Source organism: Mesorhizobium sp. BR1-1-2, from assembly GCF_020165435.1.
GTDB lineage: Bacteria > Pseudomonadota > Alphaproteobacteria > Rhizobiales > Rhizobiaceae > Mesorhizobium.
Genome location: NZ_JAIUID010000003.1, coordinates 49947 through 63883, shown reverse-complemented (window position 1 = coordinate 63883; position 13937 = coordinate 49947). Strand labels below are relative to the sequence as shown.

The window sequence follows — 13937 nt, the reverse complement described above, 5'->3', positions numbered from 1 at the left end:
ATTCCCATCATGCGAAGGGCAACGCGCCGGCGCCGGGGATGGCGTTCAGGCGCCATTAACCGGCTATGCACATAGCGCAATGGTGCATTGCAACATCTTCTTTTTGCGATGCACCATTCCTATGTCATGCTCCGTATCGATCAAGGGAGGAAGAAACCGGCCGCCAAATGCGGCACAGAAGGAAACTCGCTATGATCCTCGACAGCCTCTTGACCCGCGCCCGCAGCAGCATTGCCAAGCGCAAGCACTATAACCGCCTCGTCGCTGAAATCGACAGCTTCTCCAGCCGCGATCTGGCCGATATGCGCGCCGACCGCTCGGAAATGCTTTATCAGGTCCACAAGCAGATCTACGGCTGAGCCCACAACAAGCAGATCCGCGCGCCCCGAGACACTGCTGTTCCCAGCGGCGATGACGAGGGCGCGTCAACCCGAAGCCTATGACGCGTCGGCGAGAGGCGAACGCTTGTCCTTCAATTGTCGACGCGTCCGAAAGCCGGCACCTCGCCGATGACGGTGCGCCGATCCTTGCCGCAGGCGAAGGACCGTGCTTTCTCGTCGGCAAGCTTGCGCGCCTGATCGTTGGCAGCAGGATTTCCTGTAGCCAGCACCAGCGCGACCGTGCAGCCGTCGCGCGCATCCATTTGCGCGACCTTGGAGACGAGCAGCACGTCGGTGGGTTTCTTTTCGTCTTCCGGATTGCTGATCGAGCGGCGGTGAATGACCGCGAACGGCACCGTCTTGTCGCCGTCGGTCTCGATGCGCCACTCGATCCTGGCGCCTGAGGAATTGAAGCCGGAGAAACTTTCCCAGACCGATGTCATGTCGCCGCTGGGCGGGAAACCATAAAACAGCGATTCGCGCGCATCGTCATAGGCGATCAGCACCGGGTATCCACGATAGCCCGAACAGGCGAGGTCGGCCCAGTCGCCATCGCCGTCCCCGGCCCGCGCATAGGTGACGCAGTCGTTCTTCCAGTCGAGATCGGTGTAGGCGCTCGATATCTCGCCGGCATGCGCTGCCTGGCAGACGCTGGCGAGAACGAGCGGAAGAACCAGGCTGCGCATCGCGGACATCTCCGTTGAAGGTCGCAGCAGCCTATCGCCAAACACTATTTCTTCAAGCTCGCCTCGATCAGCAGATCGGCGTTTATGGCTACCGACGCCGCCGGGCCGCCGGCTCCGAACAACTGGCCGCTGATATAGGCGCCTTCGATCAGAAGGAGCAGACCATCGCCCAGCGTGTCGGCGTCGGCGGCATCCATCGCGGCGGCCATGGCGCGCAGGCGGCGGCGCAGTTCCTGCTTGTTGTCCTCGCTCACCACGCGCGCCGGATGGCCGCGCTCGGGATATTCTACGGCCGCATTGGTCATGCCGCAGCCGCGATAGTCAGGCTTCTGCGTGCGCTTGCCGACGCGGGTCAGGAAGGCTCGGATTTGCGCGCGCGGATCGCCGGGATAGGCGTCCACCGCCTCGTCGAAGCGTTCCCAGAACTCGAGATCGTATTGGCGCAGATAAGAGGCGGCCAATTCGTCCTTGGAGGGGAAGCTGCGATAGAGGCTGGGCTTCGTGACCCCGGCGCGCCTGACGATCTCGTCGACGCCGATTGCCCTGATGCCTCGCCTGTAGAACAGGTCGCGCGCCACGCCGAGTATCTTTTCCGCCGCCTTTGGCGGAGCCGACGCGTGAGCGCTGCTGATGGACGGTTCAATTTTATTGTCTGGTGGCATTCGCGGTCTCGGTTGACACTGTTACCGATCGGTACGTATACATGTTCCACCCTGCAACGTACCGGTCAGTAACATGCTAGCTCAATCCCGCCCGTCTGGCCAGCGCTACGCTTTCGTCGTGGTCGCCGTCATCTTTCTCTGCCTACTGATCGCGGCCGGCCTGCGCTCCGCGCCAGCCGTCATGATGCTGCCGCTAGAGGAAAGTTTCGGCTGGCGGCGGGATGTGGTGTCGCTGGCCGCCGCGGTCGGCATCTTCCTCTATGGCTTGACCGGGCCGTTTGCCGCCGCGCTGATGGAACGGATCGGGCTGCGGCGCACGCTGCTTGCCGCGCTTGTCGTGATGTCGGCCTCCACCGCGCTCAGCCTGCTGATGACCAAGCCATGGCATCTGCTGATCACCTGGGGCGTGTTTTCCGGCGTCGGCTCCGGCGCGGTCGCCACCGTGCTCGGCGCCACCATCGTCAACCGCTGGTTCAAGACCAATCGCGGTCTCGTCATGGGCTTGATGTCGGCCTCCAGCGCCACCGGTCTGCTGGTCTTCCTGCCGCTGCTGGCCTCGCTGGCGCAGTCAGGCGGCTGGAAGCCGGTCGTGATCGCCATCTCCGTCGCGACGGCCTGTCTCGTGCCGCTGGTGCTGCTGCTGGTGCCGGAACGCCCGGCATCGATCGGCATGGTGCGCTATGGCGCGGAAGCCGACGACGTGCCGCCGGTACCGCCGGCGGCACAAGGCAATTTCCTGACCCACACGCTGGCCACGCTGCGCCGCGCCGCCGGCACGCGCGTCTTCTGGTATCTGTTCGCCACCTTCTTCGTCTGCGGTTTCACCACCAACGGACTGGTCGGGACACATCTCATCGCGTTTTGCGGCGACATGGGCATCAACGAGGTTCAGGCGGCCGGCCTGTTGTCGCTGATGGGGATTTTCGATCTGATCGGCACCACGCTGTCGGGCTGGCTCACCGACCGTTTCGATCCGCGCAAGCTGCTCGGCGTCTATTATGCGATCCGCGGCCTTTCGCTGATCTATCTGCCCTATTCCGGCTTTTCGGCGACCAGTCTGATCATCTTCGCCGTGCTTTACGGTCTCGACTGGATCGCCACCGTGCCGCCGACGCTGCGGCTCGCCAATGAAGCCTTCGGCGACCGCAGCGGCCCGATCGTGTTCGGCTGGATCGTCGCCGGCCACCAGGTGGGCGCGGCAACCGCCGCCTTCTTCGGCGGCACCATGCGCGAACTGCAGGGCAATTACGAACTGGCCTTCCTGATCGCCGGCATGACCGCGATTGCCGCCGCCTGTATCTCGCTCCTGATCAACACCAGCCGGCCGGCGTTCGACCCGGAGCCGCAGGCGGCATAGTGCGCCTTCGAACGAGGGTGCCGTCGGTCAGATAGGCGATCTTTCGATAAGGGCGAGATTGGCGGCTTCGCCGACGGCGCGCAGCCGATCAGTCGGGATAGCAGACCGTCGGGACGTTGGGCCAAACCGCGCTATCGCAGTTGGCGCTTTCCTGCCTTTGCTTGAAGGCCGCGCTGACCGGTCCCGTTACGACCGGGTCGACGCCATCGGGCGCATCCGCAAAGACCTGTTCTGCGCTCGGGATATCGTTCGGCAGAGCGGGCCGCGCTTCCTTGAGCGTCGCCGCGGATTGGGCGGCGCCGGCAGCCAGCAGCACGGCGAGGGCCGCGGTTGCGAGAATCGGCCGAAATTTGACGACTGCGTTGGTCATGGTGTTCGAACTGCCCGGGCCCGCAAAAGGTTCCCGCCTTGGTTAACAAAACCATTTCACATGGCGATGCTTAAGATTTGATGATTATTTGGTGTCGCGCTTCCTCTTTCGCAATTGCGAAAAACCCTGTATGAGCCGCGCAACCGAAAGAGGCAGCGCCTTTTGGCCTGCTGCCTGCAACGCTCCCGAGACCAGATCATGAACCTCCGCAATATCGCGATCATCGCGCACGTCGACCATGGAAAGACCACCCTTGTCGACCAGCTTCTGAAACAATCCGGCGCCTTCCGCGACAATCAGCGCGTCGCCGAACGCGCCATGGATTCCAACGACCTCGAAAAGGAACGCGGCATCACCATCCTGGCCAAGGCGACCTCGGTCGACTGGAAGGGCACCCGGGTCAACATCGTCGACACCCCCGGCCACGCCGATTTCGGCGGTGAAGTCGAGCGCATCCTGTCGATGGTGGATTCGGCGATCGTGCTGGTCGACGCCGCCGAAGGCCCGATGCCGCAAACCAAATTCGTCGTCGGCAAGGCGCTCAAGGTCGGCTTGAGGCCCATCGTCGTCATCAACAAGATCGATCGGCCGGACGCCCGCCATGTCGAGGTGGTCAACGAGGTGTTCGACCTGTTTGCCGCGCTCGACGCCACCGACGAGCAGCTCGACTTCCCGATCCTCTATGGCTCGGGCCGCGACGGCTGGGTCTCGGAAAATCCGGAAGGTCCCAAGGACCAAGGCCTGTCGCCGCTGTTCGACCTCGTCCTCAAGCATGTGCCCGCGCCGACCGTGCATCCCGGCCCGTTCCGCATGATCGGCACCATCCTGGAAGCCAATCCGTTCCTCGGCCGCATCATCACCGGCCGCATCGAAAGCGGCACGCTGAAGGCCAACCAGGCGGTCAAAGTGCTGCATCATGACGGCACCCAGATCGAAACCGGCCGCATCTCCAAGATCCTGGCCTTCCGCGGCCTCGAGCGCCAGCCCATCGAGGAAGCGCAGGCGGGCGACATCGTCGCCATTGCCGGCCTGTCCAAAGGCACCGTCGCCGACACGTTCTGCGACCCGAGCGTGAGCGAGCCGCTGCATGCGCAGCCGATCGATCCGCCGACCGTGACCATGTCTTTCCTCGTCAACGATTCACCGCTGGCCGGCACGGAAGGCGACAAGGTGACCAGCCGCGTCATCCGCGACCGCCTGCTGCGCGAAGCCGAAGGCAATGTCGCGCTCAAGATCGAGGAATCGCCCGATAAGGATTCCTTCTTCGTGTCGGGCCGTGGCGAATTGCAGCTTGCCGTGCTGATCGAGACCATGCGCCGCGAGGGCTTTGAAATCGCCGTGTCGCGGCCGCGCGTGGTCATGCAGAAGGGCGAGAACGGCGAATTGCTGGAGCCGGTCGAGGAAGTCGTCATCGACGTCGACGAGGAGCATGCCGGCGTCGTCGTGCAGAAAATGTCCGAGCGCAAGGCCGAGATGGTCGAATTGCGCCCCTCCGGCGGCAACCGACAGCGCCTCGTCTTCCACGCGCCGACGCGCGGCCTGATCGGCTACCAGTCGGAACTCTTGACCGATACGCGCGGCACCGCCGTGATGAACCGGTTGTTCCATGCCTATGAGCCCTATAAGGGCGAACTGCCCGGCCGCACCAACGGCGTGCTGATCTCCAACGAGCAGGGCGAGTCCGTCGCCTATGCCATGTGGAACCTGGAGGATCGTGGCCCGATGGTCATCGATCCGGGCGTCAAGGTCTATCAAGGCATGATCATCGGCATCCACTCCCGCGACAACGATCTGGAAGTGAACGTGCTGAAGGGCAAGAAGCTGACCAACATCCGCGCCGCCGGCAAGGACGAGGCGGTCAAGCTGACACCGCCGATCCGCATGACGTTGGAGCGCGCGCTGGCCTGGATCCAGGACGATGAGCTGGTCGAGGTGACGCCGAAGACCATCCGTCTGCGCAAGCTCTATCTCGACCCCAACGAGCGCAAGCGCTTCGAGAAATCATCCAAGGCCGTCGGCGCGGCGTAGAGGCAGGCGCCAGAAGGCACGAACGAAATAGGCGAACCATGGCTGTCATTGCCGGCAAAGACTTGGAACGCTACTGGCAACATCACGACGCGCTGTTGGCGTTTCATAGTCTGTTCAACGAGCGGGAGACGGTGGACGAACGTGCCATTGCTTTAGTCGGCGCCACGTTTCTCGATAACATCCTTGAGCATATGCTCGTCAACTTCATGGTAGATGACGAGAAAGAATCGAAGAGGATGGTTGGTTTAGACTGTCCGTTGGGCACGTTTTCAAGCCGGGTAACCGCGTCTTACTGTCTCGGACTAATCTGCAAGACGGTGCGTGACGACCTTCGCGCCGTTGGCAAAATTCGCAACAAGTTCGCACACCAACTTGAGGCAGCGTTTGACATAGAGCCAATTCGCGGATGGTGCCTCTCGCTTAGGTGGCATGAGTTTTCCATGATGATGAAGGCTCCGGCAGATGCCACGCCGCGAGATGTTTTTAAGGTGGGCGTCAACCAACTGATCACTCACCTAAGTGGCATTTTGAGCATGGCTCGCTTGGAGCGCCGCAAGATGCGCGACGATGACCATGGTGGGCCGACACTGCTGAGATAGTTCCGGCGACATACTCAAGTGCAGAATGACCTTTTTTATTAATGTCACCCTGCCGCTGCTGAGATGACGACCTGCCGGTCAGGTTCGCCGGTCAGATCGATGTGGATCGTCGTTCCCGCACGCGCCGGCTTACGCAAAGCCCTGGCGCCGTCGGGAGCGACAACCAGCCGCCGCTTCTCCTCCAGCGCCTGAAGCCTCGACCGCGAGATGCCGAGTTCGCCGGCGAGCAGGCGATCGAGCCGCAACGATGTCGGCATTTCAAGCACGAGCCTGATTTCAAGCGCAGTTGCGTTCTCGTCTATGTTGCCGAGCCGATGCTTGCGAACAGCGACATCGGGGAACTCCTCGACCCGCCCCACCCGGTTGCGCAGTGCGACGATGTCGAAGGCGTAGCGCCGCGCCAGTGCCGGGTCGTTGCCTTCGAGCGCCCGCCGCAGTTCCGGTTCGATGTCGCGGCGGTTGCAGCGTTCGAAGATGCCGAAATTCCAGGAATTGTCGCAGTCGATGCAGCGATAGATCAGCCAGACATCGATGCGTTTGCCATTGGCGTTGACGCGAAATTTGCCGCTGCTGCGATGGGCTTTGACGCCGCCGCAGCGATTGCAGGTGGTCAGGAGGCGTGGTGCGGTTTGAGGTGCGATCGTCCAGCGGATGCGCAAGGTAGAAGACATGCCGGTAAGCCCTTCCCGTCGGGAAGTTCATCAGCTCGGCTATGTCGAGATACCCAGGCGGGCACGGCGTGGCGGTAGGCTGCGGTTCTTGGAATCGGGCGTCGCGGCGCATGCGACAGCGGCTCAGCAGTGCCAAACCGGTCTCGAACCGCCGCCCAGAGGAACACATGAAATGGAAAAAGGCACCGTTGTGGCGGCGCCATGCATTGTGTCGGGGGAGTTGACGAGACCGGCGGTTACGTAGGCAAAGTGAAGCTCGAAATTGTTTCGCGGCGATCTATCTAGCCGCGAGATGCCGGGCCGGCAAGCATGTTGATGCTACCGAAGCTCGATCGCTTGCGCTAATGTCTGGCATCGAAGGTTTTTCAAGCCGAGATCCTCGCCATGCACCTCACCTCGCTCCTGATCTTCGCCGCCGCGCTCTTCGTGGCCGCCGGTTCGCCGGGCCCTTCGATCGCGGCACTCGTCGCCCGCGTCATCGCCAAGGGATTTCGCGACGTGTTCCCGTTCCTGCTCGCCATGTGGATCGGCGAGGGCATCTGGCTGTCGCTGGCGGTGTTCGGGCTGGCGGTGGTGGCGCAGACCTTCCATTTCGCTTTCGTCATCGTCAAATGGGTCGGCGTCGCCTATCTCGCTTTTCTCGCCTGGAAGATGTGGACGGCGCCCGTCGAAGCGAAGGAAGGCGAGATGCCGCGCGAGGATTCGGCCGGCAAACTGTTCTTCGCCGGCATGGCCGTGACGCTCGGCAACCCCAAGATCATGATGTTCTACCTGGCCTTGCTGCCGACCATCATCGACCTTGCTTCGGTGACGGTGGTCGGCTGGGTCGAGCTGACCGCGACCATGGCCGTGGTCCTAGTGGTCATCGACCTCGCCTGGGTGCTGGCCGCCGCCCAGGCGCGCAAGCTCCTGAAGAGCAAGCGCGCCATGAGAATCGCCAACCGCGTCAGCGCCACCACCATGGCCGGTGCAGCCGCGGCGATCGCGGCGCGATCATAGGACATCCTCCCAACCGAAGCGGTGCTTCGGCAAGAGAGATCAGGCTTAAAACGGACGCTACGTCACTTCATTTCAATGATCGGGGCGATCTCAACGCTGAAAGCCGGGTTCATCAGGATAGGACATTCCTTGGCTTTGCCGACGGCGTCGTCGATGTCATCTGCTTCAATGATTGTGTAACCGGCGGTCGGGTTGCTGCCGCCATTGTTCTCGACCTTGCCGTCGGGCAGCACCGTCTTCGACATGCCGACCGGATTGCCGCCATCGACCACGGCCGAGCCGAGCTTGCCGTACCAGCCGTTCCAGGCATCCATGGCCGCTTTGCGTTCGGCCTCCTCGGCCGGCATCTTGCCGGAGCCGTGATAGACATAGAGAAATTTCGCCATGTTCTCCTCCCTTGTCGGCGGCATCGAACCGGCATGCGGATCATGCCGCCCGGCGATCATCGGACCAAACCGGGAAACAAGCAATGAGAATGAGAGACAGCTAATGTATGGCAAGGTCAGGCCCTGCTCGTCACCTTGCCATGGCGTGGTACTCGGGGTTCGGCCGCATATCGATTGCCGCCGCCACCCGGTTCGACATGTTGAAGAAGGCGGCCGTGGAGGCGATGTCCCAGATGTCGCGGTCGGTGAAGCCGGCCATGCGCAGCGCCGCGCGGTCGGCTTCGACGATCTTGGCCGGCTCCTCTGTCAGCTTGACCGCGAATTCCAGCATCGCGGTCTGCTTCGGTGAAAGGTCGGCGGCGCGGAAATTCATCACCATCATCTCGCCGAGCGAAGGGTCGCCCGACAGCTGCCGCACGGCGGCGCCATGCGCCGTCAGGCAGTAGTAGCAATGGTTGATGGAGGAGACGGCGACCGCGATCATCTCGCGCTCCAGCTTCGACAGGCCTGAATCGCCCAGCATCAGATCATTGTACATGTCGGTGAAGGCACGCAGCTTCTTGTCGTCGAAGGCATAGGCGCGCAACACGTTGGGGACCAGGCCGAGCTTCTCCTCGCATTTGGCGAAATAGGTCCTGGTCGCATCGCTCAGCTCAGCAGCGGCGAGATCGAGCGCGGTGATCTTGTCGGTCATGGCATTCCTCCTCGTTGGTCGCCGGCTGCCGCCGAATTGCGATAATTCTTGGCACGCCGTCAAACCTTTGTCGCCAAATAGCGGTCATCTGCTACAGATGTCCGCAAAAGCATACGACGGGAGGAAAGAAGCGTCATGGCCAGCGTGAAATCGGCGAGCAGGTCGAAGAAGAAAGCCACGGCGATGCCGAAGACGCAGGAAAGGCCAGCCAGGCTCGCCGACTACCTGCTCGCCCGCGCGCCTGCAGAAGACATTGCCGCCTATGAGGTGGCGGACCTCGAACGCGCTGCGGATCTCGCCGGCCGCGCCGTCGCCGGTCACAAGAAGGGCGCGTGCGCCGTCGCCGTCGATACCGATTCCGGTGTCGTTCGCGAGGGCCGACCCGTCACGATCGTCACCGTCGTCAACGACAATATGCCTTTCCTGTTCGATTCCATACTCGGCGAGATCACCGAGAGTGCCGGCGAGCCGACCCTGGTCACCCACCCCGTCATCACCGTCCGCCATGGCAAGGACGGCGTCGAGGAAATTCTCGGCGACGGCAATTTCGCCCGGGACGACGGCAGCCACGACCGGCTGAGCGTCATTCACGTCCATATTCCCCGGCTGACCCCGGAGCAGGCGAACGGCTTGGCCGAGCGGCTGCGCAAGATACTCGGCCAGGTCCATTCCGCCGTCAGCGACTGGAAGCCGATGTTGGCCCGCCTCGACCAGGCGATTTCGGAATTCCGCTATTCGGCGGTGCCGCTGGACAAGAAGAGCGTGGCCGAGGCGATCGCCTTCCTGGAGTGGCTGCGCGACGACAATTTCACTTTCCTCGGCATGCGCGAATTCACATATGTCGGCGGCGAGGAAAGCGGCACGCTGGAGCGTGCCGACAAGCCTGGTCTGGGCATATTGTCCGATCTGGACGTGCTGGTGCTGCGGCGCGGCACCGAAGCGGTGACGACAACGCCGGAGATCCGAGCCTTCCTGCATGGGCCGGAGCCGCTGATCGTCACCAAGGCCAATGCCAAGTCTTCCGTGCACCGGCGCATCTATCTCGACTATATCGGCATCAAGACCTACACCGCCAAGGGCGCGCTGGCGGGCGAACTGCGCATTGTCGGCCTGTTCACGTCGACCGCCTACACGCGCTCGGTGATGAAGATCCCCTATCTCAGGTCGAAGGCCGAAACCGTCATAGCAAAATCCGGTTTCGACCGGCACGACCATTCCGGCAAGGCGCTGATCAACGTGCTGGAGAGCTATCCGCGCGACGAGCTTTTCCAGGTGCCGGTGCCGATCCTGAGGAAGCATGCCGCGGCCATTCTGGGCCTCATAGAGCGGCCGCGCGTGCGGGCACTGGTGCGCGCCGACCAGTTCGACCGCTTCGTCTCCATCCTCGTCTTCGTGCCGCGCGACCGTTACGACAGCGTCGTGCGCGAGAAGGTCGGCACCTACCTCAAGACGGTGTTCGAAGGCCGGCTGTCGGCCTACTACCCGGCCTTCCCGGAAGGCGGGCTGGCGCGCGTGCATTTCATCATCGGCCGCTCCGGCGGCAAGACGCCGAAGATCGAACAGGCAACGATCGAGGCGGCGATCCGCGACATCGTGCGCACCTGGGAGGACGCCCTTTCCGAGGCGGCGGAAACCAGCGGCAGCGACCCGGCGCTGAAGAGGATCGCGGCACGATTTCCGGAAAGCTACCGGGACTCCTTCAGCGCCGGGGTGGCGCTGGTCGATGCCGGGCGTATCGCCAAGATCAGCGCCAGCAATCCGATCGCCATCGATTACTATCGCCATGCCGAGCAGAAGCCGCACCAGGCGGCGCTGAAAATCTATCACCATGGCAGCCCGGTGGCGCTGTCGCGGCGCGTTCCGGTGCTGGAAAACATCGGCTTCCGCGTCATCAGCGAGCGCACCTTCGAGGTCCGCGACGACCAGGCCGGCAATAGTGATCAGCCCGGCATGATCAATAGGGATCAGCCCGGCACGGTCTTCATCCACGACATGGAGCTGGAGAACAGCTACGGGAAGCCGATCGACCTCAGCAATGGCGGCGCGCTGTTCGAGGACGCGTTCCTGTCGGTGTGGCGCGGCGACGTCGACAATGACGGCTACAACGGCCTTGCCCAGACTGCCGGACTGTGGTCGGGCGAAATCACCATCCTGCGCGCCTATGGCCGCTATTTGCAGCAGGCCGGAATTCCGCAGAGCCAGGATTTCATCGCCGCAGCCCTCAACCGCTATCCTGAGATCGCGCGCGGCCTGCACGCGCTGTTCATCGCCCGGCTCGGGCCGACCGCCGAGACGGAAGGCGTGGTGGCGGCAAAGCATCTCAAGGCCAAGATCAGGGACGCGCTGGAAGACGTTCCCAACATCGATGACGACGCCATCATCCGCCGCTACCTCAATCTCATCGAAGCCTCGCTGCGCACCAATCATTTCGTTGCCGATACGAAAGCCAAGGGCCAGTCGCTGGCGATCAAACTCGATTCGCGCTCGGTCGACGGATTGCCCGAGCCGCGGCCATGGCGGGAAATCTTCGTCTACGGCTCAGAGGTCGAGGGCGTGCATCTGCGCTTCGGTCCGGTGGCGCGCGGCGGCCTGCGCTGGTCGGACCGCGCCCAGGATTACCGCACCGAGGTGCTCGGCCTGGTCAAGGCACAGCAGGTCAAGAACGCGGTCATCGTGCCGGTCGGGGCCAAGGGCGGATTCTATCCGAAGAAGCTACCGATGAGCGCCGGCCGCGACGCCATCTTCGAAGCTGGCACCTCGGCCTACAAGAACTTCGTCTCCAGCCTTTTGTCGATCACCGACAATATCGGCCTCGACGGCGTCATCCCGCCGGCCGGCGTTGTCAGGCGCGACCAGGACGATCCCTATTTCGTCGTTGCCGCCGACAAGGGCACGGCAACTTTCTCCGACACCGCCAACGCCATCAGCGAAAGCCATGGCTTCTGGCTTGACGATGCCTTCGCCAGCGGCGGCTCGGCCGGCTACGATCACAAGAAGATGGGTATCACCGCCAAGGGCGCGTGGGAGGCGGTCAAGCGGCATTTCCGCGAGATGAACCGCGACATCCAGACCACGCCCTTCTCCGTCGTCGGGGTGGGCGACATGTCGGGCGACGTGTTCGGCAACGGCATGCTGTTGTCGCCGAAGACTAGGCTGATCGCCGCCTTCGACCACCGCGACATCTTCATCGATCCCGATCCCGACATGGCGGCGTCGATGGCCGAGCGCCAGCGCATGTTCGCTCTTCCCCGTTCGAGCTGGCAGGACTACGACAAGAGCAAGCTGTCCGAGGGCGGCGTCATCGTCTCGCGCGGCCAGAAATCGATCACCTTGCCGGCCGCTGCTGCTGCTGCGATCGGCCTCAACAAGACGACCGCCACGCCGGTCGAGATCATGAGCGCCATCCTCAAGGCGCCTGTCGACCTCTTGTGGTTCGGCGGCATCGGCACATATTTGCGGGCCTCGACCGAGACCAACGCCGAGGTCGGGGATCGCGCCAACGACGCCGTCCGCATCACCGCGCTCGAGGTGCGCGCCAAGGTGATCGGCGAGGGCGCCAATCTCGGCGTGACGCAGCGCGCGCGCATCGAATTCGGCATGAATGGCGGGCGTTGCAATTCCGACGCCATCGACAATTCGGGCGGGGTCAACTGTTCCGACGTCGAGGTCAATATCAAGATCGCGCTGGCGTCCGCCATGCGCCAAGGGTCGTTGACCCGGCCTGCGCGCGACAAGCTTCTCGCCGAGATGACCGGTGAGGTCGGCGAGCTGGTCCTGTCCAACAACTACCAGCAGACGCTGGCGCTCTCGATCGCCCGCAAGCGCGGCCTCGCCGACATCGCACACCAGGCCCGCTTCATGTCGGCGCTGGAAGCACGCGGCCTGCTCGACCGCGCGGTCGAGACGCTGCCTTCGCCGGCGGCCCTTGCCGAGCGCGAGGCGCGCGGCGAGCCGCTGACCAGGGCCGAGCTCGGCGTGCTGCTCGCCTATGCCAAGATCGTGCTGTTTTCCGACATCGTCGCAAGCGACGTGCCTGACGAGCCGCATTTCGACCGCGACCTGATGGGTTATTTCCCCGACCGGATGGCGAAGAAATACGCCGCCGAGATCCACGGCCATCGCCTGCGCCGCGAGATCATCGCCCGCGTCGTGGCCAATGAGCTGGTCAACCGGGGCGGTCCATCCTTCGTCAACCGGTTGCGGGAAGCGACGGGGCGCACCGCCGCCGACGTGGTGCGCACCTTTGCCGTGGTGCGCGACGGCTTTGCGTTGCCGGCGCTCTATCGCGAGATCGACGCGCTCGACAATCAGATCGACGGCCAGATGCAACTCGACCTCTACCAGGCAGTCAGCCGGCTGATCTACGTGACCAGCGGCTGGTACCTGAAGAACGACGCCGGCACGGCGCCGCTTGCGCAGCGCATTGCCGAATTGCAGGAAGCGCGCAAGGCGCTGGAGCCGAAACTCGTTTCGCTGCTTCCCGATTATTCCCGCGAACGGATCGAAGAAAAACGGCATGGACTGTTCAAGGCCGGGACGCCGGACAGGCTGGCAGCGCAGCTGGCGCTGGCCGATGTGGCGGAGCTGATCCCCGATATCGCGTTGGCGGCGCGAACGGCAGGTGCCGACATCGTCGCCGCAGCGAAGGCCTTCTTCGCGGTCAGCGACGCCTTCCGTATCCCGCGCGTCGAGGAGGCGGCCCGCTCCATCACACCGGCGGACTATTACGACCAGCTCGCCCTGTCGCGCGCCACCGACACGATCGGGACCGCGCGGCGCGGCATCGCGGTGGCGGCACTCGCGAACCACGCCGGGGCAGCCGACCCGGTGGCGGCGTGGCTGGAGGCCGGCGGGGAGAGGATCGGCCGCACCCGCGAACGGCTGCAGGCGCTGACCGAGGGCGGCGACATCACCGTGTCGCGGCTGTCGGTGGCATCGGGCCTGATGAGCGATCTGACGGGGATGTGAACCATCGTGGCCTCATCCTCCCCCTGGTGGGGAGGGTGGCTGCCAAGCACGGGGTGGAGGGTAGCGCCAGACCCCACTCGGACCCTTCGACGCGTGTTCGTTTGCATGACCAGCGGAAAACATGCAGACATGGGGTG

At 63.6% G+C, this 13937-nt stretch carries 12 protein-coding genes; 6 read left to right on the top strand and 6 right to left on the bottom strand.

Going from position 1 to position 13937, the window contains the following annotated elements:
* Positions 1 to 191: 191 nt before the first annotated feature.
* Complete coding sequence (locus LB551_RS06745) at positions 192 to 359, top strand: hypothetical protein (RefSeq protein WP_140550742.1); 168 nt, start codon at positions 192 to 194, stop codon at positions 357 to 359.
* Between the two features lie 113 nt (positions 360 to 472).
* Here the strand turns inward: LB551_RS06745 and LB551_RS06740 are convergent, their stop codons facing one another.
* Together LB551_RS06740 and LB551_RS06735 are read right to left on the bottom strand one after the other, a co-directional pair.
* A complete protein-coding gene (locus LB551_RS06740; RefSeq protein ID WP_224658621.1) occupies positions 473 to 1066 on the bottom strand; it encodes a hypothetical protein in 594 nt (197 codons plus the stop codon).
* A gap of 44 nt (positions 1067 to 1110) precedes the next feature.
* Positions 1111 to 1728 (bottom strand): TetR/AcrR family transcriptional regulator, encoded by a 618-nt coding sequence (locus tag LB551_RS06735; RefSeq protein ID WP_140880321.1) that lies wholly within the window; start codon positions 1726 to 1728, stop codon positions 1111 to 1113.
* Positions 1729 to 1801: 73 nt separating this feature from the next.
* Here LB551_RS06735 and LB551_RS06730 point away from each other — a divergent pair, with 73 nt between their 5' ends.
* On the top strand, positions 1802 to 3085 hold the full coding sequence (locus LB551_RS06730) for an MFS transporter (RefSeq protein ID WP_224658620.1): 1284 nt from the start codon (positions 1802 to 1804) through the stop codon (positions 3083 to 3085).
* An 88-nt stretch (positions 3086 to 3173) separates the two neighbouring features.
* On the opposite strand, the gene LB551_RS06725 is transcribed toward LB551_RS06730, so the two are convergent.
* Positions 3174 to 3455 carry a hypothetical protein gene (locus LB551_RS06725; RefSeq protein ID WP_140550746.1) on the bottom strand — a complete coding sequence of 94 codons (282 nt, stop codon included), beginning with the start codon at positions 3453 to 3455 and terminating at the stop codon, positions 3174 to 3176.
* A 198-nt stretch (positions 3456 to 3653) separates the two neighbouring features.
* On the opposite strand from LB551_RS06725, the gene typA reads away from it, so the two are divergent.
* Positions 3654 to 5483, top strand: a complete 1830-nt coding sequence (gene typA, locus LB551_RS06720) for a translational GTPase TypA (protein WP_224625154.1) — start codon at positions 3654 to 3656, stop codon at positions 5481 to 5483.
* Between the two features lie 38 nt (positions 5484 to 5521).
* Positions 5522 to 6082, top strand: coding sequence for a hypothetical protein (locus tag LB551_RS06715; protein WP_224625155.1), 561 nt, complete (start codon positions 5522 to 5524; stop codon positions 6080 to 6082).
* 44 nt (positions 6083 to 6126) lie between these two features.
* Here the strand turns inward: LB551_RS06715 and LB551_RS06710 are convergent, their stop codons facing one another.
* Positions 6127 to 6753: a DUF1062 domain-containing protein gene (locus LB551_RS06710; RefSeq protein WP_224658619.1), complete on the bottom strand. Its 627-nt coding sequence runs from the start codon at positions 6751 to 6753 to the stop codon at positions 6127 to 6129.
* A gap of 384 nt (positions 6754 to 7137) precedes the next feature.
* On the opposite strand from LB551_RS06710, the gene LB551_RS06705 reads away from it, so the two are divergent.
* Positions 7138 to 7752 carry a LysE family translocator gene (locus LB551_RS06705; RefSeq protein WP_224625157.1) on the top strand — a complete coding sequence of 205 codons (615 nt, stop codon included), beginning with the start codon at positions 7138 to 7140 and terminating at the stop codon, positions 7750 to 7752.
* A gap of 62 nt (positions 7753 to 7814) precedes the next feature.
* Here LB551_RS06705 and LB551_RS06700 read toward each other — a convergent pair whose 3' ends face one another.
* Both LB551_RS06700 and LB551_RS06695 read right to left on the bottom strand, forming a co-directional pair.
* The gene (locus tag LB551_RS06700) at positions 7815 to 8138 is read right to left on the bottom strand and encodes a hypothetical protein (RefSeq protein WP_224625158.1); all 324 of its coding nucleotides are present in this window, start codon (positions 8136 to 8138) and stop codon (positions 7815 to 7817) included.
* 130 nt (positions 8139 to 8268) lie between these two features.
* Positions 8269 to 8832, bottom strand: coding sequence for a peroxidase-related enzyme (locus LB551_RS06695; RefSeq protein ID WP_224625159.1), 564 nt, complete (start codon positions 8830 to 8832; stop codon positions 8269 to 8271).
* A gap of 135 nt (positions 8833 to 8967) precedes the next feature.
* On the opposite strand from LB551_RS06695, the gene LB551_RS06690 reads away from it, so the two are divergent.
* Positions 8968 to 13800, top strand: a complete 4833-nt coding sequence (locus LB551_RS06690) for an NAD-glutamate dehydrogenase (RefSeq protein ID WP_224658618.1) — start codon at positions 8968 to 8970, stop codon at positions 13798 to 13800.
* Positions 13801 to 13937: the final 137 nt, after the last annotated feature.

Bases quoted from the DNA above. Each gene is read 5' to 3' on its own strand.
- LB551_RS06730 (WP_224658620.1), top strand. From the start codon at position 1,802: ATGCTAGCTCAATCCCGCCCGTCTGGCCAGCGCTACGCTTTCGTCGTG.
- LB551_RS06690 (WP_224658618.1), top strand. From the start codon at position 8,968: ATGGCCAGCGTGAAATCGGCGAGCAGGTCGAAGAAGAAAGCCACGGCG.
- LB551_RS06710 (WP_224658619.1), bottom strand. From the start codon at position 6,753: ATGTCTTCTACCTTGCGCATCCGCTGGACGATCGCACCTCAAACCGCA.
- LB551_RS06695 (WP_224625159.1), bottom strand. From the start codon at position 8,832: ATGACCGACAAGATCACCGCGCTCGATCTCGCCGCTGCTGAGCTGAGC.
- LB551_RS06745 (WP_140550742.1), top strand. From the start codon at position 192: ATGATCCTCGACAGCCTCTTGACCCGCGCCCGCAGCAGCATTGCCAAG.
- typA (WP_224625154.1), top strand. From the start codon at position 3,654: ATGAACCTCCGCAATATCGCGATCATCGCGCACGTCGACCATGGAAAG.
- LB551_RS06715 (WP_224625155.1), top strand. From the start codon at position 5,522: ATGGCTGTCATTGCCGGCAAAGACTTGGAACGCTACTGGCAACATCAC.
- LB551_RS06705 (WP_224625157.1), top strand. From the start codon at position 7,138: ATGCACCTCACCTCGCTCCTGATCTTCGCCGCCGCGCTCTTCGTGGCC.
- LB551_RS06735 (WP_140880321.1), bottom strand. From the start codon at position 1,728: ATGCCACCAGACAATAAAATTGAACCGTCCATCAGCAGCGCTCACGCG.
- LB551_RS06725 (WP_140550746.1), bottom strand. From the start codon at position 3,455: ATGACCAACGCAGTCGTCAAATTTCGGCCGATTCTCGCAACCGCGGCC.
- LB551_RS06700 (WP_224625158.1), bottom strand. From the start codon at position 8,138: ATGGCGAAATTTCTCTATGTCTATCACGGCTCCGGCAAGATGCCGGCC.
- LB551_RS06740 (WP_224658621.1), bottom strand. From the start codon at position 1,066: ATGCGCAGCCTGGTTCTTCCGCTCGTTCTCGCCAGCGTCTGCCAGGCA.